Source organism: Bradyrhizobium nivariense (genome assembly GCF_029846695.2).
In the GTDB taxonomy this organism is placed as follows: Bacteria; Pseudomonadota; Alphaproteobacteria; order Rhizobiales; family Xanthobacteraceae; genus Bradyrhizobium.
This window is the reverse complement of sequence record NZ_JARWCR020000013.1, coordinates 100,588-121,733: the sequence shown is the minus strand read 5'-3', so window position 1 is coordinate 121,733 and position 21,146 is coordinate 100,588. Positions and strand designations below refer to the sequence as shown.

Below are 21,146 nucleotides of genomic sequence, written 5' to 3'. Positions count from 1 at the left end.
CTCGAAGTCGAGCGATCAATATGAGGCTTCTACTCAGTACCGGCCGAGGATCGGGCCTCCGAACTTGTAGTTCAGGCGGACGAGGCCCATGTCGACGTCCTGACGAATGCGGTCGGTCGAGGGCACCAGCGCGAAGGTGACGTTCTTGTCCTGCAGGAAGATGTGGTTGTACTCGACGCCAAGCGACCAGTTCGGGGCGAAACCGTACTCGAGGCCGGCACCGATCGTGCCACCCCAACGGGTCTGATCGTTCGAGGACAGCAGTGCGCCGCCCGTCGTCAGGACTTCGTACTTGCCGCCGGCCACAGCCGCACCGCCCTTGGCGTAGACGAGGACGTTGTTCCAGGCGTAGCCGACCTGACCGGTGATCAGACCGAACGAATCGATCTTCGAGCGGTTGCGCGTCGCGAACAGCGCGCTGGTGTTGTCGCCCGAGAAGTCAGCCCAGTTGCCCTGACCTTCGATGCCGAACACCCACTGGCCCGACTGCATGCGATAGCCGATCTGACCACCAACGGTGCCGCCGGTCGCATCGTGCGAACCCTCGCGGCCACCGCCGACGAGATCCCAGGTCGAATGCGCGGAACCGCCGCCACCGTTGATGCCGATGTAGAAGCCGCTCCAGTCGTAGATCGTCGCGACCATCGCGGGCGCCTTGGTGTAAGGCCGCGCAGCGAGGTCAGCAGCCACCGCCGGTGCAGCCGCGCCGAGCGCGACAAGGCTCACAGCAGCAAGCAACAGATTCTTGTTCATTTGATTCCCGTTCCAGTTTCGTCGTTAGGCCCCCGGGCCGTGGCGTCGTCATAACAGCGCTCGACGGAATTGCTGTAACCGCGACGCCACAGTTCGCTCCAAAGGCCCCTGCTCAGTTAACGGATGTTTAGCAACGCGCGCTGGAAACCCTTTGAAACAAGAGTTTTCAGGAGTTCCAATGTCGATTACACGACATATGCAGGATGCGCGCGTAACAACGTCGCGCGCACATTCGCGTGATTGGAGAATCGTAATGCGCAGACAAATTGCCCTCCCCATTGCCGCCATATTTTCGCTCGCTCTCGCCACATTTGCGCTCATGCTCGGCGCAAGCACGCCCGCGCGCGCGTTCGGCACTCACCATGCTTTCTGTCTCACCGGCGATGAATGGCCGGGGCTGAGCAATTGCACGTTCGACAGTTACGCGCAGTGTCAGGCGAGCTCGTCGGGCCGCTCCCTCACCTGCATCGCGAACCCGTATTTCGCAGGAGAGAGCGATGATCCCTATGCCTATCAGAACAGGCCTCGCGCCCAGGTGCCCGGTTATCCGCCGGGCTATTTCCTGCGCTGAGATGCGCCGCGCTCACCGGGACGCTGATATGCGGCCTGCCTTGCGTTGAGCTTCCAGTGTTGACGGCGACCGATCCGGGGTTAAGTACGACAGAGAAATCTTGCAGGGGTGGCGACGTTCGCTGGGCTGGTTCCCGTTGACGCCACCATTGCAGGACACATGACAACATCGCAGCAAGCGAACTCGCCCCGCGCGACCGCAGCCTCCGCGCCCCCTCACCTCGCCATCGTCCTGATCTCGCTCGCGATGGGCGGCTTTGCGATCGGGACCACCGAATTCGCCTCGATGAGCCTGCTGCCGTTCTTCGCCGCCGACCTCGGAATCGACGAGCCGACCGCGGGACACGCGATCAGCGCCTACGCGCTCGGCGTCGTGCTGGGCGCGCCGCTGATCGCCGTGCTTGGCGCCCGGTTGGCGCGGCGCGCGCAGCTATTGGTCCTGATGGCCGTATTCGCGCTCGGCAATGCCCTCACCGCGCTGGCGCCAGGCTTTGGCTGGATGATCGCGGCACGTTTTCTCTCGGGATTGCCGCATGGCGCCTATTTCGGCATCGCCGCGCTGGTCGCAGCCTCACTGGTCCCTCAACATCGTCGCTCGCAGGCGATCGGCCAGGTGATGCTCGGCTTGACCGGCGCCACCATCATTGGTGTGCCCCTGGCCAATCTGATTGGGCAGGCGGTCGGCTGGCGCGCGAGCTTCGGCCTCGTGTCGGTGCTGGCGTTGCTCACGGTGCTGCTGTGCGCCCTGTTCGCGCCGCGCGACCAGGCAGGCCAGTCCGATCCGCTGCGAGAGCTCGGAGCGCTGCGAAGCGGCCGCGTCTGGATCACGCTGGCGATCGGCGCCATCGGCTTCGGCGGCATGTTCGCCGTCTACACCTATCTGGCGACGACGCTGATCGAGGTCACCAAGGTCAGCCCCGCGGTCATTCCGTTTTTTCTGGCCGTGTTCGGCATCGGCGCCACGCTCGGCAATCTGTTCGTGCCGCGCTTCGCAGACCGCGCGCTGATGCCGACGGCCGGCGTCATCCTGCTGTTCTCAGCGGTCGCGCTCTCAGTGTTTCCGCTTGCCGCCGGCAATCCTTGGACGCTGGCGGCGGACGTCTTCGCGATCGGCGCCAGCGTCTCGCTCGGAGCCATCCTCCAGACGCGGCTGATGGACGTCGCCGGAGACGCGCAGGCGCTCGCCGCCGCCCTCAATCATTCGGCGTTCAACACCGCCAATGCGCTCGGCCCGTTCCTCGGCGGCCTCGCCATTCGCGAGGGGCTGGGCTGGACCTCCACCGGTCCCGTCGGCGCCGCGCTGGCGGTTCTGGGTTTCCTGATCTGGATCGTCGCCTATCGCGACGCCAGGTCTGCTGACGCCAGGTCTGTTGACGCCAAGTCCGCTGACGCCAAGTCTGCTGAAGCCAGGTCTGCTCCGGTCGATGTCAGCTCAGGAAGCAACGCGGCCCCACCGGAGAATCCTCGGGCGAGACGGGCCCCGCCGCTGGCGCCGGATGATCGAAGCCGTTCGGATGCTGCCCGAGATCCGGTGGCTTGAGGCTACCTCCCGTGCGTCGATGCGAGAGGCGTCTCGGGCTCTGACCTGGGCGGCCTTAGCCGGCCAGCGTAACGATCAAAGGTCCGCTTCGGGTTGCGATCACGGTGTGTTCGTATTGAACGGTCGGCGCCTCGGGGCTGCTGTAGAGCGTCCACGGATCATCGCCATCCTGTGCCCATTCGGCGCCAAGGGACAGGAACGGCTCGACCGTGAACACGAGGCCTTCGCTCATGACGCGGCGTTCGGAGCGGTCGGGCCATGTTGCGATCTCCGTCGGCTCCTCATGGAGCGACAGTCCGACGCCGTGACTGGCAAGGTTCCTGACCAGGCTGTAACCGTTCTTCCGCGCAAACGTCCCGATGGCCTGACCGATCCCGGCAATCGGTTTGCCGGCGCCAACCTGCTGCAGGCCCGTCCACATCGCGCGCCGGCCATCCCTGCAGAGACGTTCGACGGCGCGGATTGCGGGTGGAACGGCGAACGAGGCTCCCGTATCCGCAAAGAAGCCGTTCTTCTCGGCTGACACGTCGATGTTCACGAGATCGCCACGCGCGATCCGTCGCTCACCGGGGATGCCATGAGCGATCTCTTCGTTCACGCTGATGCAGGTCGCTCCGGGAAAGTCGTAGGCCAACTCCGGCGCCGAACGTGCGCCGGCAGCCTCCAGGAGTTCTCGCCCGATCAGGTCGAGCTCGGAGGTGGTCATGCCCGGCTCGAGCGCCTTCCCCATTGCCTCGAGCGTGTTGGCGACGATTCGGCCGATCTCCTTGAGGCGCGCCAGATCGTTATCATCAGAGATCGTCATATCATGGCTCTTTCCGAAACAGCCGGACATAGCGTTTGTGAGGCCGGCTTGCAAACGGAAGAGAGAACGCGCCGAAAAACACGCCGGCGCAATCGCGCCAACAATTCCTTGCAGCCCGGCATCGATCTTGAACCGTTTACTGCCAGGGTGGTGCGCCTAGCGATGGCGCAATCTCGATGGCCCTTGCCTCGCCACGCTCCGCCATGCCGTCACAGAGCGACAGAGCGGCGTCATCCAGGGCGCGGTCCGGCTCGCGCGCCGCGCGCCAATCATCCCAAGCCGATATCTCGATCTTGGCGACTGCGAGCAGATCGCGCGCCAGGTTGATGCGGGCAAAGAACAGCCCGGTCGTCGTCCCGTGACCAAGCTGAGCCGGGTCGATGGCGCCGGTTCGGCATCGCTTCCACGCCTCGATGCCCGCGATAAACTCCGTACGAGGCACGTCGGCCGGCTCGAAATCGAACTTGAGGAGACTGCTATGCAGCTCGTCGAGCTGAGCATCGACCAGCACCCAGCGTTGCTCGTCCCGGGCCCAATACTCGCTCACCCAATGATCGTCGAAGCGATGCCCGGCAAAGTAGGTGCCGAAACCGCAGCGTATGCGGGCGGGCACGCCGCGATGCCGCAGGACGGCGCACAACATCAATGCAAAGTCCCGGCACGTCGCCAATGCCCTCGACGCGGCCGGTCGGGCGATGCTCAGCGGCCTCGGATCGATCGTCAGAAGTTGCTCCAGGCGCTGGGCCACAGGCAACGTGGCGCGGATTTGACCGGAGAAGTCAGCGGGGTCCAATCCCTGCCTCTCGATCCATGCTTCGTGGATCAGGAGACCCTGCAAGGTGCGACACAACGCCGGAATGTCTGGCGGCAGCCCGCCGATCACGGCGGCGTAAGCGCCGGGGTCGGTGAACACGCTCTGGCTGGCGTAATCGTCGGACGTCGCGAGTTCGGTCACGGACTACTTCAAGGCCAGGCTGGTGCAGTACCAGGTGAGTTCTCGGCTTTGCCAACCCAGCAACATTCCGGTTCCCGTGCACTCGGCGTAGGTCTTGAAATGGTAGATGTTCCTGCACGTTGACGACAACGCGGGCCAGCCGGAAGACGAGCATCCACGCCAAGGCGCATTGCCGGTCCTGAAGCTCGTTTGGCAGCCGTCGACGCAACTGCCCGAGATCCGTTCGAGGCTCGCAAGCTTCGCCATGACCGACGTCGGTGCCGCCAATGTTGTTGTCAGTGAGGGTGCACTGGTCGGCGATGTCCGGCGCGGCACGGCCCTGCCAACTCCGCGCTGCCTCTGCTGACTGTGCCTGGGGACTTCGTTCGGCGCTTCGACCGTGATGGTGGGAAGCGTACTGGCGGGACTGGCCGACGACGTTGCAGCTTGTGAGACCGCCGTGCCGCCGATCAAGACGATGCATGAGCAAGCAGCGCCTAGGCTAGACAAAGACCTCATGGCGATGTCCTCGCAGTGCAGGGGCAGCGAACTCTACCCGCCCCCTCTCAATTGACAATAGCATCGTGTCCGCGACACACGCACAATTATCAGGCATGTCAGCCGTGTGTCAGCTAAGCGGAACAAGGAGACGCACGCCGACCTCCAGCATGCTGCCGTCGCGCATTTTTGGCGGCGTCGATTGCAGCAATTCCGCGCAAGCGGAAATGCCAACCTGGACGTCGGCGAAATAAAACAGGCACCGGCATGCCACTGCAAGTTGTGACCACTCCGATCATCGTATAGCGTCAGGATCGGTCTTCACTGCGCGTAGTCGATCGTTTCATGCTCGTCCGTATTCTGCCTCTCGTAGCCTCGCTTTTGCTTCCCAGCGCATTGCTTGCAGAAGGGGCGCCGGCCGAGAAAGCCGGATTTGCGTCCCGCCTGACGGTCTATCTGGCCAAGGGACCGCCCGACGCGTGCGGGCCGGGCTGCGACCGCTGGATCGCCATCGAGGGCGAGATCGACCAGGACGCTGCGCCGCGTATTCGCCGCTTCCTCGCCGGCGTCAAGGACACGCAGCGCCCGATCTACCTCTATTCACCCGGCGGAAACGTGGAGCAGTCCTACGTCATCGGGCGGTTGCTGCGCAGCCGTAAGGCAATTGCCCGGGTTGGCCGGACCATTGCGACGGCGTGCGCCGCGGGCACGCAGATGGACGCCGCGTGCCTGAAGATCAAGAACGCAGGCGGCGAGGTCGAGGCCGAACTCACCACCTACCATGCGATGTGCAACTCGGCCTGCGGTTACCTGTTTCTCGGGGCGACATCGCGCGAGGTTGCCCCCGACGCCGCGCTAGCGGTCCATAACTCCAGGCTGGTCCTCGCCTTTCACGGGCATCCGGCTCCGGCGGCGGTCGCGGAATACAGACAGCGCCGGATGGCGACGGCCGATCGCGATCGCGCTGCGTTCATCGTGGCGATGGGGATCAGCCGCGAGCTTGACGATCTGATCCGGACGGTGAAGTTCGAAAACCTGCACATGCTGACGCGAGCCGAGCTCTATCGTTTCGGCATCGACACGCGTTCGCTTGCCGAAACGGCGTGGAAACTGGAGAAGGAAGCGCACCCCTTCGTCCGCAAGATCGCGATGCTGAAGCAGGAGAACGGCGCTTCGTTCCGGTCTATGGAATGGCGCCTGTCCTGCGAAAGCGGGAAACGCGTGCCGCTGACATTCGCGGGCGAGATCAACGAGACGGCCGTCGCCAAGAGCACCATCCTGGTGACGGCGGACGCCGACACGGACAAGGCGGCCGGAGGGTCGCCGCTGCGGGCCGGAAAATACGAAGTCTGGCGCGGCAGCATCGATCCTGACATGGTCAAGGCGATACTGGCGTCCCGCTCCCTGCATGTCCGCGAAACCACGCCGATGCCCGACGACAAGGCGGTCATCGCGAAATTCGACATCAACTTGACGGGCCTGACGACGGTGTGGACGCAGCTTGTCGCGTCGTGCGCGTCGGTGGCATCGGCTCCGAAAAGCCCTTGGCCAGCGGTACCCTGGCAGTCGACTGCCTGGCCGACGAGTCCCTGGACAGCCAATCCCGTGCCGAACGTCAGCACAACGCCTTCGGCGACGCCATCGCAAGCGCAAGGGGCGCGATGAGCAGGCCCGTTGATCAACCTTCAGGCTGCCTCTCGGCCCGTCGTCAGCTTCCGCCCTTCACCGGCGTATAGATCACCAGCTTCAGCGCGGGATCGTCATTGGCCTGAAAACTCGTGTGCTCGAAACGGAGCACGCCCCTGGTCGGATGGTTCATGGTCTTGAGGCCCGCGGCGGTGCTGCGGATCTCGTGTGCCTCCCACCATTTGACGAATTCCGCACTGCCCTCGCGCAGCCGCGTGAGCAGCTCCGTGAAAGCAGGATCGCCCGCCCAGACGTCGTGGGTCGCGCGAAACATCGCGACCATGCTCTTGGCGACGTCGGCCCAGCCGGCACCATAGAATTTTCGCGTCTGCTTGTTCGTCATCACCAGCAGCAGCGTGTTGCGGTCCTGCTCGGGCAATTGTCCGAACCCGAAGACCTCCTCGGCCGCCTCGTTCCAGGCCAGCACGTCCCAGCGCCGCCCCGTGACATAGGCCGGCTGTGCCAGGCTCTCGATCATCCGCCGGACGGGCGCCGGAACGATCTCGCGCGTGAACGCGCGCTTGTCACCGTCGCGTGCCAGCGCCTTGAGATGGGCGTGCTCGGTCTTGCTGAGGCGCAGCGCGCGGGCCAGCGCGTCGACGGTGGTCACCGACGGGCTGACGGTGCGGCCCTGCTCGAGGCGGATGTACCAGTCGACGCCGATGCCGGCGAGCTGCGCGACCTCCTCGCGGCGCAGGCCCGCGGTGCGCCGCCGCCTGCCCGCGGGAAGCCCGACCGTCTTCGGCGACAGCTTTTCGCGGCGGGACCTGAGGAAGTCGCCGAATTCGACGCGGCGTGGGTCGGCCATGGTGACGTGCCTCGATGGAGGGCCTAGATAATACTAGGATAATACCAGGCCTTCTCGGGCCTGGAAAGGCGGCGCATATCGGCTTCATCCGAACATGAGGTGACCACCATGAAAGCCGCCGTACTCAAATCCTTTGGATCTCCGCTAGCGGTCGAGAATGTCCCCGAACCGGTGCTCGGGACCGGCGAGGTGGTTGTCGACATCGTCGCCACGCGGGTGCTGTCCTACATGAACGAGGTCTTCAGCGGGGTGCGCAACTATGCGCTCGACCTGCCGATCATCCCGGGGCCTGGCGGCATCGGCCGGATGCGCGCCATCGGCCCGGACGCGACCAAACTCGCAATCGGCGACTGGGTGTTCTGCGACCCGACGGTGCGTTCGCGCGATGACGCCGCAGCGCCCGACATCGCCCTGCAAGGACTCACCGCCGCCGGTGCGGGCGGCATGCGCCTGCAAAAGCATTTTCGCCACGGCTCGTTTGCCGAGCAGATGCGGGTGCCGACCGAGAACGTCAAACGGCTCGGCACGATCACGCCGGAGGACGCCACGCGATGGTGCGCGCTGGGGACGCTGCTGGTGCCCTATGGCGGCTTCCTCGCCGCAAACCTTCAGCCTGGCGAGACCGTGCTGGTGAGCGGGGCCACCGGAAATTTCGGCAGCGCAGCGGTCTCGGTCGCGCTCGCGATGGGCGCGGCCTGCGTGGTCGCCCCCGGCCGCAACGAGACTATTCTCGCCGACCTCGTCCGCCGCTTCGGCGATCGCGTGAAGCCGGTCAGGCTCTCCGGCAACGAGGACGACGACCGCGAGAACATGAAGCGCGCGGCGCCCGGGCCGATCGATTGCGTGTTCGACATCATGCCGCCCTCGGTGAGCACGACCGTCGTGCGCGCGGCGATCATGACGGTGCGCCCCTATGGCCGCGTCGTGCTGATGGGCGGCGTCGGCATGGCCGGCGGCGCGGGCCTTGAGCTGCCCTATCCCTGGATCATGCGCAACTGCATCAGCATCCACGGCGTCTGGATGTACCCGCCGGATGCCGCAGGCCGCCTGATCGCGCTGGTGCGCGCCGGACTGCTGCGGCTCGACGAATACGAGACCACGGCCTTCGATCTCGACCACGCCAACGAGGCGGTGGACCATGCCGCCGCCAATGGCGGACCGTTCAAATTGACGGTGATCCGGCCTTGAACGCCCCGGGAGCGCCGTCGCCATTTTTTTTCGCCAGTCCTGCCAAGCACTTGGCTACTGTGCATGGGGTTGTTTTCGCGCTTTTTACTCGAGCTCGACCACCTGGCCGTTCGACAGCGACACGCGGCGGTCCATGCGGCCGGCGAGCTCCATGTTGTGGGTCGCGATCAGCATGGAGACCTTGGTCGCCTTGACGAGCTGCATCAGGGCCTGGAAGACGTGGTCCGCGGTGTGCGGATCGAGATTGCCGGTCGGCTCGTCCGCAAACAGCACCCGCGGTGCATTGGCCACCGCGCGTGCGATTGCAACGCGCTGCTGCTCGCCACCCGACAGCTCGGCGGGGCGATGCGTGATGCGGTCGCCGAGGCCGAGATAGCCCAGTATCTCCTTGGCGCGCTTGACGCTCTCGGACTTCTTGAGGCCGCGGATCATCTGCGGCAGCATGACGTTCTCCAGCGCCGAGAACTCCGGCAGCAGCCGGTGGGACTGGTAGACGAAGCCGATATCGGTGCGGCGAAGCTGGGTGCGCTCGATATCGGGCAGTTGCGAGGTCGGCGCGCCATTGACGTAGACCTCGCCGGAATCGGGCGCTTCCAACAGCCCCGCAATGTGCAGCAGCGTCGACTTGCCCGAGCCCGACGGCGCCACCAGCGCCACGGATTGCCCCGCCCATAGCGCCAGCTTGGCGCCGTCGAGGATCGTCAGCGGCACCTCGCCCTGCAAGTACTGCCGCTTTATCTCGTGGAGATAAATGACCGGTACATCTTCCGCCCCCTGCTGGCTCTCCATCAGCCCCTCACTCGTACCGCAGCGCTTCGACGGGATCGAGGCGTGCGGCCCGCCAGGACGGATACAGAGTCGCCAGGAACGACAGCGTCAGCGCCATGATGACGACGGCCGAGGTCTCGCCGACGTCGATCTCGGCGGGCAGCTTCGACAGGAAATAGAGCTCCGGCGAAAACAGCTCGGTGCTGGTCAGCCAGGACAGGAATTGCCTGATCGACTCGATGTTGAGGCAGATCAGCAGTCCGACGAAGAAGCCGACCATCGTACCGACCACGCCGATCGAGGCGCCCGTGATCAGGAAGATGCGCATGATCGAGCCTTGCGAGGCCCCCATCGTGCGCAGGATCGCGATGTCGCTGCCCTTGTCCTTCACCAGCATGATCAGGCCGGAGACGATGTTGAGCGCCGCGACCAGCACGATCATGGTGAGGATCAGGAACATCACGTTGCGCTCGACCTGGAGCGCGTTGAAGAAGGTCGAGTTGCGCTGGCGCCAGTCCACCAGGAACACCGGCCGGCCCGCCGCCTCCGTCACGGCCTGGCGGAAAGCGACGATCTGATCCGGATTGGTGGTGAAGACCTCGATCGAGGTGACATCGTTGCTGCGGTTGAAATAGGCCTGCGCCTCCGCGAGCGGCATGAACACGAAGCCGAGATCATACTCGGACATGCCGATCTCGAACACCGCGGCGATCTTGTACGGCTTGATGCGCGGCGTCGTGCCCATCGGCGTGACTGCTCCCTTCGGCGCCACCAGCGTGATGCTGTCGCCGGCGTGCAGCGACAGCTGGTCGGCGAGGCGCCGGCCGATCGCGACCCCCTGCCCGTCGTCAAAGCCCTCGAGCGAGCCCTGCTTGATGTTCTTGGCGATCGAGGTGAGGTTGTTGAGGTCGTCGGAGCGGATGCCGCGTACCAGGACGCCGGAGGCGTTCCAAGGCGATGACGCCAGCGCCTGGCCGTCCACCACGGGCGCGGCGAGCCGGATGCCCTGGACCTGGCTGAGGCGGTCGGCGACGTCCTTCCAGTCGGTCAGCGGCGATTCCAGCGGCTGGACCAGGATGTGGCCGTTGAGCCCCAGGATCTTGTCGAGCAGCTCCTTGCGGAAGCCGTTCATCACGGCCATGACGATGATCAGCGTCGCCACGCCCAGCATGATGCCGAGAAAGGAGAACCCGGCAATGACCGAGATGAATCCCTCCTTGCGGCGCGCCCGCAAATAGCGCGCTGACAGCATCCACTCGAATGGCGCAAAAGGCGCGGTTTGTACGGTTTCGGTCATGGTCTCATCCATCGCTCGATAATCCCATGATTCGGGGTCAAATGTGGCCGGATTGGCGGCCGCGATCTCGGGCGATGAACAATATTCAGCCGACCAGCCGGGCGACCGCGTCCGCAGGCGACATAGTCTCGCGGGCGCCGTCACTTCGCCGCTTGATCTCGATCTTGCCGTCGGCGAGCCCCTTCGGCCCGATCATGATCTGCCAGGGAATGCCGATCAGGTCGGCGGCGGCGAATTTGGCCCCGGCGCGCTGGTCGGTGTCGTCGTAGAGCACGTCGACGCCCTTGGCGGAAAGCTCCGCATAGAGCTTCTCGCAGGCCGCATCGACCGCGGCATCGCCCTGCTTGAGGTTGAGAATCGACACGCGGAACGGGGCAACGGCCTCCGGCCATTTGATGCCGGCATCGTCGTGGCAGGCCTCGATGATGGCGCCGAGCAGGCGGGAGACGCCGACGCCGTAGGAGCCGCCGTGGATCGGCACGTCGACACCGTCGGGGCCCGCCACCAGCGCCTTCATCGCGTCGGAATACTTCGTGCCGAAATAGAAGATCTGCCCGACCTCGATACCGCGGGTGTTCACGCGCTTGTCCGCGGGCACTTCCTGCTCGAAGCGCGCGGCGTCGTGAACGTCTTCCGTCGCCGCATAGACCGAGGTCCATTGCTTGATGATCGGCGTCAAATCGCTCTCATAGTCGACGTCCTCGCCCGGCACCGGCAGGTCCAGCACGTCGCGATTGATGAACACGCCGGATTCGCCGGTCTCGGCGAGCACGATGAACTCGTGGCTGAGATCGCCGCCGATCGGACCGGTCTCGGCGCGCATCGGGATCGCCTTCAGCCCCATCCGCGCGAAGGTGCGCAAATACGCCACGAACATCTTGTTGTAGGCGACCCGCGCCGCGGCTTCGTTGAGGTCGAACGAATAGGCGTCCTTCATCAGGAACTCGCGGCCGCGCATCACGCCGAAACGCGGACGCTGCTCGTCGCGGAATTTCCATTGGATATGATAAAGATTGAGCGGCAGGCTCTTGTAGGACTTGACGTAGGCGCGGAAGATCTCGGTGATCATTTCCTCGTTGGTCGGCCCGTACAAAAGCTCGCGTTTATGGCGGTCGGCGATGCGCAGCATCTCGGGGCCATAGGCATCGTAGCGGCCGCTCTCGCGCCAGAGGTCGGCAAGCTGGAGCGTCGGCATCAACAGTTCCAGCGCGCCGGAGCGGTCCTGCTCCTCGCGCACGATCTGCTCGATCTTCTTCAAGACGCGGAAGCCGAGCGGCAGCCAGGCATAGATGCCGGCGGCCTCCTGCCGGATCATGCCGGCGCGCAGCATCAGCCGATGCGAGACGATCTCGGCCTCTTTCGGATTTTCCTTCAGGATGGGCAGAAAGAACCGCGACAACCGCATGGCAATACTCGAGGAATCAGTGACGGCTTGCAGTGAAACCGGATTGGGAGCCAAAACACAAGACCGGGAATGAGGAAAAGCCGCTAACACAGCGGAATTCCTGTCATTTTTCCGTCGACTTCAAGTTCGGCGTGAAGTGCCGAAGAGCCGGGTTCAGGGCGGTGCCACCTCGAGTTCGTCTTCGAGCGTGATCTTCTCGAAATCGGTCACCAGCGCGTCGATCCGCATATGCCAACGGCCCGCGAAGGGTAGCTCGACCTTGCGCACGTGCCAGTAGCCGTCGGGCCCGAGCAAGGCGTTCCGCTCCATCGGCTCGATGCCGCGTTCGGGCAGGCTCAGCGTCAGCGTCGCCTCCTTGGCCTCAAGCACCGCTCCCTCGCCGGTCATGAGCTGCAGCACGAAATCGTCGATACCCGCCTTACCCGGCGAGACCAGGACCTGGAACATCGCTCTGTCAGTGTGGATGTGGATCGCCAGCGGCGTCTCCGGAACGATCGTCCGCGGCGGCGGCGTGAAGCGCCAGCCGGCCACGATTGCGAAGATGCCGAGCGCAATGGCGCATTCGAGCACGATCGAGCGCTTCAGGGCCGGCGCGGCCTTGTGATCCCCCGCGAGCGCCGGGGTCAGGCGAAAGCGGTTGAGCGCGGCAAGCGCCAGCAGCGCGAGAACCAGCGCGAGCTTGATCGAGAGGATCAGTCCGTAGCGGGTCTCGACCAATGCTGACAGCTTTTCAAGCTGGACGAAGGCGAGCGCGAGGCCGGTCAATGCGAGAACGCCAACGACCGGCGCGGCGATGCGGGAGAAGCGATTCACGACTGGCAAAGCCGCGGCTGGCGACTTCGATACAAGTGCAGCGAGCGGGGCCAGCGCGCCAATCCAGAAGGCAACCGCGAGGCCATGCAGGAAGATCGCAGGCCGCGTCAGCGCCTCGGGCGGCGCCGTTGCCGCGTGGCCGGTCATGGCCAGCGACAAGCCGACGCCGACAAACGCGATGAGCGTAAGAGCACGCGCGTGCCAGCCGCCACGCAGCGCCATCAGCGCGAACAACATGGCGAGGATGGCGACCAGCAAGGCGGGGCCCGCACTGGTCGCGGATGCGATCTTCCAGGGAGCGGATGTTGGGAGAGCTGATAGCGGTAGCCCAAGGAGATCAAGCCCCAACGCACCAAGGGACACCACCGCGCTCGGGAGGCCGATCGCGAGCGCCACGCGCGGAACGGTTATGCCAGTCGTCGACCACGCAACCCAGCGCGCGAAGAATACGCCGCCGACCCCGACGAACAGGCCGAGATAGAGGCCGACCCGCGCCAGCCAGATCAGCACGTTCAATCCGCCCTCCGCGTTTGCGGGAGGTTGCGTTCCCGTCGGCATGCCGATCGAGAAGATCACCGATCCCGCGACGGGATGGCCGTCCTGCGAGATCACGCGATAGCTGACGACCGCGGTGCCCTGCGGCAGATCCGGCGGCATCGCAACCGAGATGGTCTCGCCCGATGCGTCAACGCGCACATCATCCCGCGGCCTGCCCGCGCCGTCGATCAATTGGATCGCGCCGGGCGTGACCGCCTCGTTGAAGCGCAGCTCCACCGCCTGCGGCGCGCTCGCGAGCATGCTGCCGCTCACCGGCTCGACCGCGACGAGCGCCGCATGCGCCGAGGCGCCGGTCGCGAAGCCGACAAAGAGGAGCAGCGTCGCGAGCGCGGCGAGCAGGCGCATCAGGGTTTTGGCAGGAGTTTCACGCCTGGTGCCGGCGATTTGCCTTCCTGCGAATGCCCCGCCCCCTCCGCCGGAATCTCGATCCAGCGGCTGACGCCGGTCTCGCATTCCTGAACGACAGGGAAGTACAGGATCGTGTTCGGCTTGAGCGTGTCGGTCAAGGCCGTGTGCATGACGAACTCGTCATAGTTCTTGTCGGGCAGCTTGCCGCCGGACCAAGTCACCTCCTTGACGCCGGAGGAGAGCTTGTTGCCGTGATAGTCGTATTCGCCGGCGTATTTGCCCTCGACGACATCGACGTTCCAGCCTGCCTTCGGCATCGGCTTCACCGCTATCACGCCTTCCGGAATCTGCACCCGGATTTTCACAGTGGGTGAGCCGGCGCAACCGTGCGGCACGGCGAAGACGGCTTTGTACGATCCCCCCACAGTCGCCTGCTTGCCTTCGAGGAAGACGTGCGCAGTCGCCGGCGTTGCCGCAAATGCGCCCAGAAAAATCAGCCAAATTCGCTTCGACATGTTCGGTCTCCCGAAGGTCCAGATCATGGGCGTCACATCTTCATTCCCGAATGATCGGGCATTTTCTTCATCATGTGCCCGCCGTCGCCGGGCGCCTGGGCGCCGACGCCCTGGACGTCGAGCGAGACGGCGACCTTGCCGGCCTTCTCGAACTGAAGCGTCACCGGCACCTTGTCGCCCTGCTTGAAGGGGCCCTTCAGCTCCTGAAGCATGAGATGATAGCCGCCGGGAGCGAACTTCACCGTCTTGCCGGGATCGATCACGAGGCCCTTGTCGAGCAGGCGCATCTTCATCACGCCGTTGTCCATCGCCATCTCGTGGACCTCCGCCTTCCCCGCGATATCGGCGGAAACGCTGACCAGCTTGTCGGCCGCTGCGCCCTTGTTCTCGATGGTGAGATAGCCGCCGGCGACCTTGGCGCCGCCCGGCGTCGCCCGGCTCCAGGCCTGCGAGATGACAAGATCGCCCGCCTTGACGTCGTCGGCCGATGCGGGTGCCGCGCAGAGCGCGAGAGCGAACGCCGCGAACAGCACATCTTTCAACATGGTCTTCATATCGGTCTTCCCGTTTGTAGATTGACTTTCAGTGTGTGGAGAGTTGTAGCGCCGACCATTTTTCGAGGTCGGCCATCTCGGCCGAACCTTCGATCGTCGTGATGGTCCCATCCCGAGCGACGAGCATTGTCCGGGGAATGTCACCCTGCCAGGCAGGATCGATCTCGAACCGCAAACGCTCGACAAAGCCGTCGTAGAAGATGAAGTTTTCGGTCGACGACAGCCCCGCTCTGTCGAGCATCGATTGCGTCGCCGCCGGCAGGTTCGGCACGAGATCCGCGCTGATCGTGACGACGTCGATCCCGGGATGGTCCTTTGCAAACTGCCCAAGCAGCGGCAGTTCGACCTTGCAGGGCCCGCAGGTTACCCCCCAGAAATGCACGAGCGTCGGGCGACCCGCATGCCCCTTAAGCACGCTTTGCCACGTGCCGCGCTCGAACGGCTTCAGGGCTGGCGCCGCTCCTAGCACAGACACTGATGCGATCAAGATCCCGAGGCCCAGAAGGCCCACAAACCGACGTTTCATGGCTGGTCCTCGATTGCTGTGAGACGATAGCCGTCCGCCTTCGTCATCCATGACAGGTAGGTCTGTCGGCCATTGGAAACGAGCAAGGGATGATCGGATGTATCGGTCGTGCTCGATATCGACTTCGGCGGAGACCACGTCTCGCCGTCGTCACGAGAGATTGTCATCTGGACCGAGGTCTTCTCGCCATCAAACTCCTTCCAGACCATCACCGTTCCCGTCGCGCCCGCAAGCACGTAAGGGCGTGTCGGATTGCGGCCCAGCTGCCCCAGTACCATCGGCGCCGAGAAGGTGCGGCCTTCGTCGCGCGAGTGGGCATAGAACAAGCCCTTCCGCGCCTTCCCGTTCGTGTACCAGGCGACGTGATAGGTCCCATTCGGCGCAACGGTGAGGCTCGGCCCGTGATGCGGACAGGCGTTGATCTGCCAATCGTCATTGCTCACCCGATGGATTTCACCCGGCGTCGAGACGTCGGTGAACGTCATGACCGCGTGGTCGCGCACGCCACCCTCGAAGATGTTCCTGAAGATCACGACCGGCCGCCCCGGCGCCGCGAATGTCAGCCCCAATCGGCAACATTCGCAGGTGTTGTCACGCGCGAGACTGGCCTCGGCGTAGGTGGCGCCGCCATCGCGCGACGAGGCAAAGAACAGCCCAGCCCCTTCGTATTTCCGTCCCGCTTCCTTCGCAGGGACACGATTGCGCTTGTCGAGCCAGGCCGCGAAGACAGTGCCATCCTGATCGAGCGCCAGCGCCTCAAAACGCTGGCTCTCGTTGTTTGCGGTGATCGGCTTCGGCTCCGCAAAGCTCTTTCCCCCGTCGGCCGAGCGCGTGTAGAGCACCTGACCGTTGAATGCCTCGTCTCTGAAGATCGAGAATGCGAGGGCGATGCCGCCCTTGCGATCGACCACGATCTTCGGCCGGGCATCCGGCCCCCAATCGAGGTTGAGCCGCTTCGTCGTGACCTGGATCGGGGCCGAGAAGGTTCGCCCTGCATCCTGCGAACTCGCAACCGAGACCTGCCCGCCCGCCATCCAGGCGAGCCACAGCGTTCCGTCCTGACCGAAGGCGGGCGTGACCTTGGTCGCGCAACGCAGCGTCGGCCCCTCACACGCCGCTTCGGATGCATGCTGACCGTGCATCTGCGCGAGCGCCGCACCTTGCAGGAACGCAAGAGCGACCATCCCGCGCAAGCCACTTCGGGTCATGGTCCTACTCCGTCCGAGAGCCCGGATCATCTGAACGCCACCTTCATACCCGCAACGAACGTGCGCGGCGAGCCCGCGTAGATGGATCCCGTTGTGTTTGCGAGCACACTCGCAGGATTTTGAAGGCCGGCCGTCGTCACCGTATTGGTGATGTTGTTTGCCGAAGCAACGTAGGTACGGTCGAGTACGTTTCGGACTTCGAGAAACAGGTTGAGGGATCTGAAGGTGTCGGACACTAGATCGGTCTTGTAGTGAACGTTCACATTGACCAGTTCATAGCCGGGCGCCTTAAGCAGATTTGCATTGTCCATGTAGAACGAATCCTTCCACTGGACCTCGACGAAGCCCCCAAGACCTGCCAGCGGCCCGGCGAACTCATCGTAGCCAACCTGTGCCGTCAGCTCGTTAGGCGAGATTCCGGGGATCTTGTTGCCTGCCCGGTTGAAGCTGAATATACCGACATTGGTGATGTTCTCGACATACTCGGTGTAGACCTCGTCGAGATAGGTGTACGCCGCCATGAACCGCCAGCCCGGATAGAACTTCCAGTCGGCCGCAAGCTCGATGCCACGATGCTCCGAGCGCGGCGCGTTGAACGTATAGCTCGTGTTGGGCGAACCAGCACGCGTTGCCTGCGATACGAGCTCGTCGCGGAAAAACTCGTAGAAGCCGGTCGCGCTGACCTTGAGCGTGCTGTTCGGCGTCCAGTCGAAACCGAGGTCGTAGCCAAGATTCTTCTGAGCCTGGAGCTGGGTATTGTTGCCCGACAATCCCGTCTGAACGACGAAGAGATTCGAGACCTGCGGTGTGCCGTACCCCGTGGCAACCCGGCCCCTGAGCAGCCATTCGCTGTTGACCGTATAAAGCAAGGCCAGTTCAGGCGCCGTGTTCTGGAATTGCCTGTCCGCGGCGGTAATCTTCGGAGTATCCAGCACGCCCGTCGGACCGGAGTAGCTGTATGCCGTGTTTATTCCCTTCAGCACGGTCTGCTCCCAGCCGATGCCGGCAACGGCGAGCAGCGATGGTGTCAACCTCAGTTCCTCACGCGCGCGCAAGCCGTAATTAGACGTTTCGCTGTAGAGGTTGTTCGTGATCCTGCCGAGCGTGGCGTTTCCTCCCGGCATCACATTCCGCGTATCGCTCGAGGCTGTCAGGGTGTTGTAGAAGGCACCGAAGAACGTGGTCGACTCCAGGCCGACAATCTCGCCCCGCTTGGTGAGGTCGCTCATGAAATTGTACGAGGGGAAATCTCCGATCGCGCTGGTCGTGCCGGTCGGCTGGCTGATGTTCCTGTCGTCAAAGACGAACTGGTTTCGCCAGGTCGTCGTATTGTCGAAATCGTGCTCCCATCGACCACCGACGATGGTCCGCCGGTCGTTGCGGCCGAGCCCGGCCTGCACAGCCGTCTCCTTGTCGGTTCCCGCGGTCGCGTTGAAGCCGTTGTTGTTCAGCAAGATCGTACCACATCCAGCCGCGGCCGAGACGCCAGTCGCACATCCCTGCTGGAAAGGGTTCTGATAATACTGGTTCAGAGACTGCCGGATCGGCAGCCGTGCGCTCAGGTCGTTGTTGATGATCTTGACCGTGAAACGGTCGTCCGGCGTCGCCTTGAGCGTACCGAGGAAGTTGACAGTCTGCGTATTGAACCAGCTATTGCCGATGTAGCCGTCACCCCGCGTGTCGCTTGCGAACAGCGAGCCCTCGAAATTCCCGACCCTCTTGCCGGCGGCCAGGTAGTTGTTGAGATAACCGTAGCTGCCGCTGTCGACGCCATATTCGACGCCGTCGATCGTGCTGCCGGGCCGTGTTCGGAAGTTGAGCGCACCGCCGGTCGCGTAATTCCCGTAAAGCGCCGACGAGGGGCCGCGGACCACATCGATCGCGCCATAGGCATGAGGATCAATCAGGTCGCTCCGCGACAGGCCGTCCGGCTGCGTCACCGGAAAGCCGTCGTCGAAGATCACGAGATTGCGGATGCCAAAGCCGTTCCGGGCGTTGGATCCGCGAATCGAGATGCCGAAATCGCGCGGGCCATTCCCCTGCTTGATCGAGATGCCCGGACTGTCCCGCAGGACGTCGCTGACCGAAAACGACGGGCGATTGTCGAACTGGCTGCGATCGATGGTCGTCGCAGTCTGTCCCGCAGGCGCCTGATTGAGACCATCTCGGGCTGCACCGGCAGTCACTGCCCTGCTTTGCGTCGGTGCGCTGACGTTCGCGTTCGGCATAACGGGCCTCGCGGCGCGGCCCGCCGAAGCGGAGCGAAGTCGCGATGGCCGGGTCACCGCTGGTTTGGGACGGGCGGCCGCCGGCGCATCGACGGTCACCGCCGGCAGCTCCGTATTGCCGCTTTGGGCAAAGACTCCGCTCGACGACGCAAGCAGCGCGGCCTGAACGGCGACAACGCTCACGCCGCGGCGGGCATGACAACGTAACATGGGGCATTCCTGACGCCGGCAACCATCGCCGGCCAATTGACAACATCAATCGCCGGCGGACGGGGCCGCGGCGACACCGAGGGTCGTCAGGAAAATTGCGGCGGCGCGCGCGCCTGGGCGTTTGTGCCTTTATGCACCGCGACGGTGGATGCCTCCGCCGCGTGCCACACCACGCGCTCGGCATGGCGGAAGGGAATGGGGAGCGCGGCTTGCGGCGGCGAATCGAGTGACGCGCCCACCTGCGCCAGGCAGCATAGTGCGCAGGCGCCTCCATGCGCGGCCGGTGCACCGTTCTGGTCGTTCAGGCCGCCCTGCTCGCTCGGGCTGTGGCAGATGACGGCGGCAGAAAGCGGATTGGCCACGGCCTGGCCGGCCGCCAGACAGGCAGCAATCGGCGCCAGCACCTGCAGCACCAGGGCGAGCAGGACCAGGGGTAGGAATTTTTGCAGCCGTGCGCGCATCCACCGAACCATTCGTTCGTCTGCCAACTAAACACCAAGTAGGGGCAGTGTCGAGATCGTATCTCGGCCCTGATTGCCTCAGGACAATCTCCTCGGGAATGACTGTCCTTCAGCCTTGCCAGGCAAGCCGCGCGTGAGCCGGTGCTGCACCGGTAGGCTCTTCCTGTCATTGATTCACATCACGAAGTGAATGGCGGGGTGCAGCGTGCCCAGCAGCCCAACAATGGCGATGACGGCAAGGCCAAGGGCCAGCTCGATAGCGCTGTTGCGTGTCAGCGACCGCAGCCCACCCGCGCCAGGCTGGGCAAGCCGAGGTGTCAGCAACAGGCGGTTGATCGTCGCGAGCGCCAGCATGATCGCGAACACAGCGAGCTTCAGCAGCAGCACTTGTCCGTAGCTGGTGGCGAAAAGTACGCGAAAGGAGCCAACCAGGATGGCGGTATTGATCAAGCCCGAGAGCATGAGCGCCATCACGCTAATGATGCCCAGCGTCGAAAACCGCTCGACCGCATCGCGGGCGAGCGGTTTGGCGTTGTCACGGCGGGCGGCGGCCAGCAGCAGGATCAGCGGCACCAAGCCGCCCAGCCATGCCGCGGCCGCAATCAGATGGACCGCATCTGCCACAAGATGCAAATAGCCCATTGCGCCGACCGTAGCGGCGGCATGGCCTGTCCAGGCAAGGCTAGCCGCGAACGCGAGTGAGGCTGTCAGTCCAAGCCGTTGTACGATTGGTCCGCGGTCGGAAGCCAAGCAAGCGGCTACCAAGATTGCAAAGCCCACCCGGATGATCATCACCTCGCCGAACTGCGTTTCGTTGACGACCGTAGATAATACATCCGCAGTCAATGCATCTTCGAGCGGCAACCCACTCATTGCGGCCGACTGAAGCAACAGCCAGATCACACCGGAGATCACGGCAACGGCAAGACTGAAGCACGAGACCCGTTGTGCCTGGGTGCGGAACACGGCGGGCACTCTGGCTTCGGGGTACAAAGCGGGCTCGGCGATCACGGTACGAAAGAGGATATTTCCCGCCATGATCGCAGTTGCCGCGAAATGCACAGCACGCGTTGCAACCAAAGGCGCCCCAGCTGCGGACCAATCCATCGGCAATAACGCCTTAAGGACCAACCTCGAAGGTGAAGCTCCCATCGGTCGTATGGGTATCCACCGACAACACGCGCCAGTTCACGTGGTAGGTGCCCGCACCACCACCCTTCAGTGAGACCGACATCTGGTTGCCGCCGACGCGCGCCTTGCCGGCATCGACGCGTTGTCCGGAAGGACCGGTCACCGTGACGAAACTGAAGGCCGGTTCCAGTTTCTGCGTGAACCAGAGTATGACCTCTCTCGGAGGGCTTCCGACCTTGTTGCCGACACGCGGCTCGGCATGATCGAGAAAAGCGTGGGCGCGTGCTCCGCTAGCCGTCAGGAAAGTCAGGAGCAGCAGGCCCGGAATTAAGCGCAGCATGG

21 protein-coding genes are annotated in these 21,146 nt (G+C 64.1%); 5 read left to right on the top strand and 16 right to left on the bottom strand.

The window, feature by feature from the left end:
* Positions 1-33 precede the first annotated feature (33 nt).
* Entirely contained in the window at positions 34-753 is a 720-nt protein-coding gene (locus QCM77_RS13580; protein WP_279683907.1) for an outer membrane protein, read from the bottom strand.
* A 253-nt stretch (positions 754-1,006) separates the two neighbouring features.
* Here QCM77_RS13580 and QCM77_RS13575 point away from each other — a divergent pair, with 253 nt between their 5' ends.
* Complete coding sequence (locus QCM77_RS13575) at positions 1,007-1,324, top strand: DUF3551 domain-containing protein (protein WP_279664288.1); 318 nt, start codon at positions 1,007-1,009, stop codon at positions 1,322-1,324.
* A gap of 159 nt (positions 1,325-1,483) precedes the next feature.
* Complete coding sequence (locus tag QCM77_RS13570; RefSeq protein ID WP_279664289.1) at positions 1,484-2,863, top strand: MFS transporter; 1,380 nt, start codon at positions 1,484-1,486, stop codon at positions 2,861-2,863.
* Between the two features lie 55 nt (positions 2,864-2,918).
* On the opposite strand, the gene map is transcribed toward QCM77_RS13570, so the two are convergent.
* Positions 2,919-3,668, bottom strand: coding sequence for a type I methionyl aminopeptidase (gene map / locus QCM77_RS13565; RefSeq protein WP_279664291.1), 750 nt, complete (start codon positions 3,666-3,668; stop codon positions 2,919-2,921).
* Between the two features lie 136 nt (positions 3,669-3,804).
* Positions 3,805-4,623 carry a transglutaminase-like domain-containing protein gene (locus tag QCM77_RS13560; protein WP_279664293.1) on the bottom strand — a complete coding sequence of 273 codons (819 nt, stop codon included), beginning with the start codon at positions 4,621-4,623 and terminating at the stop codon, positions 3,805-3,807.
* Positions 4,624-4,729: 106 nt separating this feature from the next.
* Between QCM77_RS13560 and QCM77_RS13555 the strand changes: the two genes are divergently transcribed.
* Entirely contained in the window at positions 4,730-4,969 is a 240-nt protein-coding gene (locus QCM77_RS13555) for a hypothetical protein (protein ID WP_279664294.1), read from the top strand.
* A 476-nt stretch (positions 4,970-5,445) separates the two neighbouring features.
* On the top strand, positions 5,446-6,765 hold the full coding sequence (locus tag QCM77_RS13550; protein WP_279683906.1) for a hypothetical protein: 1,320 nt from the start codon (positions 5,446-5,448) through the stop codon (positions 6,763-6,765).
* 43 nt (positions 6,766-6,808) lie between these two features.
* Here QCM77_RS13550 and QCM77_RS13545 read toward each other — a convergent pair whose 3' ends face one another.
* Entirely contained in the window at positions 6,809-7,594 is a 786-nt protein-coding gene (locus QCM77_RS13545; RefSeq protein ID WP_279664297.1) for a helix-turn-helix transcriptional regulator, read from the bottom strand.
* 108 nt (positions 7,595-7,702) lie between these two features.
* Here QCM77_RS13545 and QCM77_RS13540 point away from each other — a divergent pair, with 108 nt between their 5' ends.
* Positions 7,703-8,782: a zinc-binding dehydrogenase gene (locus tag QCM77_RS13540; protein WP_279683905.1), complete on the top strand. Its 1,080-nt coding sequence runs from the start codon at positions 7,703-7,705 to the stop codon at positions 8,780-8,782.
* Between the two features lie 84 nt (positions 8,783-8,866).
* On the opposite strand, the gene QCM77_RS13535 is transcribed toward QCM77_RS13540, so the two are convergent.
* The 12 genes from QCM77_RS13535 to QCM77_RS13480 form a co-directional block, all read right to left on the bottom strand.
* Complete coding sequence (locus tag QCM77_RS13535) at positions 8,867-9,571, bottom strand: ABC transporter ATP-binding protein (protein WP_279664300.1); 705 nt, start codon at positions 9,569-9,571, stop codon at positions 8,867-8,869.
* Between the two features lie 7 nt (positions 9,572-9,578).
* Positions 9,579-10,859 (bottom strand): lipoprotein-releasing ABC transporter permease subunit, encoded by a 1,281-nt coding sequence (locus QCM77_RS13530; RefSeq protein WP_279664301.1) that lies wholly within the window; start codon positions 10,857-10,859, stop codon positions 9,579-9,581.
* Between the two features lie 73 nt (positions 10,860-10,932).
* Positions 10,933-12,252 carry a proline--tRNA ligase gene (gene proS / locus QCM77_RS13525; RefSeq protein WP_279664302.1) on the bottom strand — a complete coding sequence of 440 codons (1,320 nt, stop codon included), beginning with the start codon at positions 12,250-12,252 and terminating at the stop codon, positions 10,933-10,935.
* 153 nt (positions 12,253-12,405) lie between these two features.
* Positions 12,406-13,968 (bottom strand): copper resistance CopC/CopD family protein, encoded by a 1,563-nt coding sequence (locus tag QCM77_RS13520; protein WP_279664303.1) that lies wholly within the window; start codon positions 13,966-13,968, stop codon positions 12,406-12,408.
* Entirely contained in the window at positions 13,968-14,486 is a 519-nt protein-coding gene (locus tag QCM77_RS13515; RefSeq protein WP_279664304.1) for a YcnI family copper-binding membrane protein, read from the bottom strand. Before QCM77_RS13515 ends, QCM77_RS13520 begins: the two co-directional genes overlap by 1 nt.
* Before the next feature lie 32 nt (positions 14,487-14,518).
* Positions 14,519-15,040 (bottom strand): copper chaperone PCu(A)C, encoded by a 522-nt coding sequence (locus tag QCM77_RS13510; RefSeq protein WP_279664305.1) that lies wholly within the window; start codon positions 15,038-15,040, stop codon positions 14,519-14,521.
* A gap of 28 nt (positions 15,041-15,068) precedes the next feature.
* Positions 15,069-15,566: a TlpA family protein disulfide reductase gene (locus tag QCM77_RS13505; RefSeq protein WP_279664306.1), complete on the bottom strand. Its 498-nt coding sequence runs from the start codon at positions 15,564-15,566 to the stop codon at positions 15,069-15,071.
* Positions 15,563-16,774, bottom strand: a complete 1,212-nt coding sequence (locus QCM77_RS13500; RefSeq protein WP_279664307.1) for a sialidase family protein — start codon at positions 16,772-16,774, stop codon at positions 15,563-15,565. The genes QCM77_RS13505 and QCM77_RS13500 overlap by 4 nt, the downstream gene beginning before the upstream one ends.
* A gap of 26 nt (positions 16,775-16,800) precedes the next feature.
* Positions 16,801-19,212 carry a TonB-dependent receptor family protein gene (locus QCM77_RS13495; protein ID WP_279664308.1) on the bottom strand — a complete coding sequence of 804 codons (2,412 nt, stop codon included), beginning with the start codon at positions 19,210-19,212 and terminating at the stop codon, positions 16,801-16,803.
* Positions 19,213-19,298: 86 nt separating this feature from the next.
* Positions 19,299-19,673, bottom strand: a complete 375-nt coding sequence (locus QCM77_RS13490; RefSeq protein WP_279664309.1) for a DUF2946 family protein — start codon at positions 19,671-19,673, stop codon at positions 19,299-19,301.
* A gap of 174 nt (positions 19,674-19,847) precedes the next feature.
* Entirely contained in the window at positions 19,848-20,780 is a 933-nt protein-coding gene (gene copD / locus QCM77_RS13485; RefSeq protein ID WP_279664311.1) for a copper homeostasis membrane protein CopD, read from the bottom strand.
* A gap of 13 nt (positions 20,781-20,793) precedes the next feature.
* The gene (locus QCM77_RS13480; protein ID WP_279664312.1) at positions 20,794-21,144 is read right to left on the bottom strand and encodes a copper resistance CopC family protein; all 351 of its coding nucleotides are present in this window, start codon (positions 21,142-21,144) and stop codon (positions 20,794-20,796) included.
* Positions 21,145-21,146 lie beyond the last annotated feature (2 nt).

Excerpts from the sequence above, each read along its gene's own strand:
- QCM77_RS13530 (WP_279664301.1), bottom strand. The coding sequence starts at position 10,859 with ATGGATGAGACCATGACCGAAACCGTACAAACCGCGCCTTTTGCGCCA.
- QCM77_RS13575 (WP_279664288.1), top strand. The coding sequence starts at position 1,007 with ATGCGCAGACAAATTGCCCTCCCCATTGCCGCCATATTTTCGCTCGCT.
- copD (WP_279664311.1), bottom strand. The coding sequence starts at position 20,780 with ATGGATTGGTCCGCAGCTGGGGCGCCTTTGGTTGCAACGCGTGCTGTG.
- QCM77_RS13505 (WP_279664306.1), bottom strand. The coding sequence starts at position 15,566 with ATGAAACGTCGGTTTGTGGGCCTTCTGGGCCTCGGGATCTTGATCGCA.
- QCM77_RS13545 (WP_279664297.1), bottom strand. The coding sequence starts at position 7,594 with ATGGCCGACCCACGCCGCGTCGAATTCGGCGACTTCCTCAGGTCCCGC.
- QCM77_RS13580 (WP_279683907.1), bottom strand. The coding sequence starts at position 753 with ATGAACAAGAATCTGTTGCTTGCTGCTGTGAGCCTTGTCGCGCTCGGC.
- proS (WP_279664302.1), bottom strand. The coding sequence starts at position 12,252 with ATGCGGTTGTCGCGGTTCTTTCTGCCCATCCTGAAGGAAAATCCGAAA.
- QCM77_RS13535 (WP_279664300.1), bottom strand. The coding sequence starts at position 9,571 with ATGGAGAGCCAGCAGGGGGCGGAAGATGTACCGGTCATTTATCTCCAC.
- QCM77_RS13500 (WP_279664307.1), bottom strand. The coding sequence starts at position 16,774 with ATGACCCGAAGTGGCTTGCGCGGGATGGTCGCTCTTGCGTTCCTGCAA.
- QCM77_RS13490 (WP_279664309.1), bottom strand. The coding sequence starts at position 19,673 with ATGCGCGCACGGCTGCAAAAATTCCTACCCCTGGTCCTGCTCGCCCTG.
- QCM77_RS13520 (WP_279664303.1), bottom strand. The coding sequence starts at position 13,968 with ATGCGCCTGCTCGCCGCGCTCGCGACGCTGCTCCTCTTTGTCGGCTTC.
- QCM77_RS13570 (WP_279664289.1), top strand. The coding sequence starts at position 1,484 with ATGACAACATCGCAGCAAGCGAACTCGCCCCGCGCGACCGCAGCCTCC.
- QCM77_RS13515 (WP_279664304.1), bottom strand. The coding sequence starts at position 14,486 with ATGTCGAAGCGAATTTGGCTGATTTTTCTGGGCGCATTTGCGGCAACG.
- QCM77_RS13510 (WP_279664305.1), bottom strand. The coding sequence starts at position 15,040 with ATGAAGACCATGTTGAAAGATGTGCTGTTCGCGGCGTTCGCTCTCGCG.
- map (WP_279664291.1), bottom strand. The coding sequence starts at position 3,668 with ATGACGATCTCTGATGATAACGATCTGGCGCGCCTCAAGGAGATCGGC.
- QCM77_RS13540 (WP_279683905.1), top strand. The coding sequence starts at position 7,703 with ATGAAAGCCGCCGTACTCAAATCCTTTGGATCTCCGCTAGCGGTCGAG.
- QCM77_RS13550 (WP_279683906.1), top strand. The coding sequence starts at position 5,446 with ATGCTCGTCCGTATTCTGCCTCTCGTAGCCTCGCTTTTGCTTCCCAGC.
- QCM77_RS13495 (WP_279664308.1), bottom strand. The coding sequence starts at position 19,212 with ATGTTACGTTGTCATGCCCGCCGCGGCGTGAGCGTTGTCGCCGTTCAG.
- QCM77_RS13480 (WP_279664312.1), bottom strand. The coding sequence starts at position 21,144 with ATGCTGCGCTTAATTCCGGGCCTGCTGCTCCTGACTTTCCTGACGGCT.
- QCM77_RS13555 (WP_279664294.1), top strand. The coding sequence starts at position 4,730 with ATGTTCCTGCACGTTGACGACAACGCGGGCCAGCCGGAAGACGAGCAT.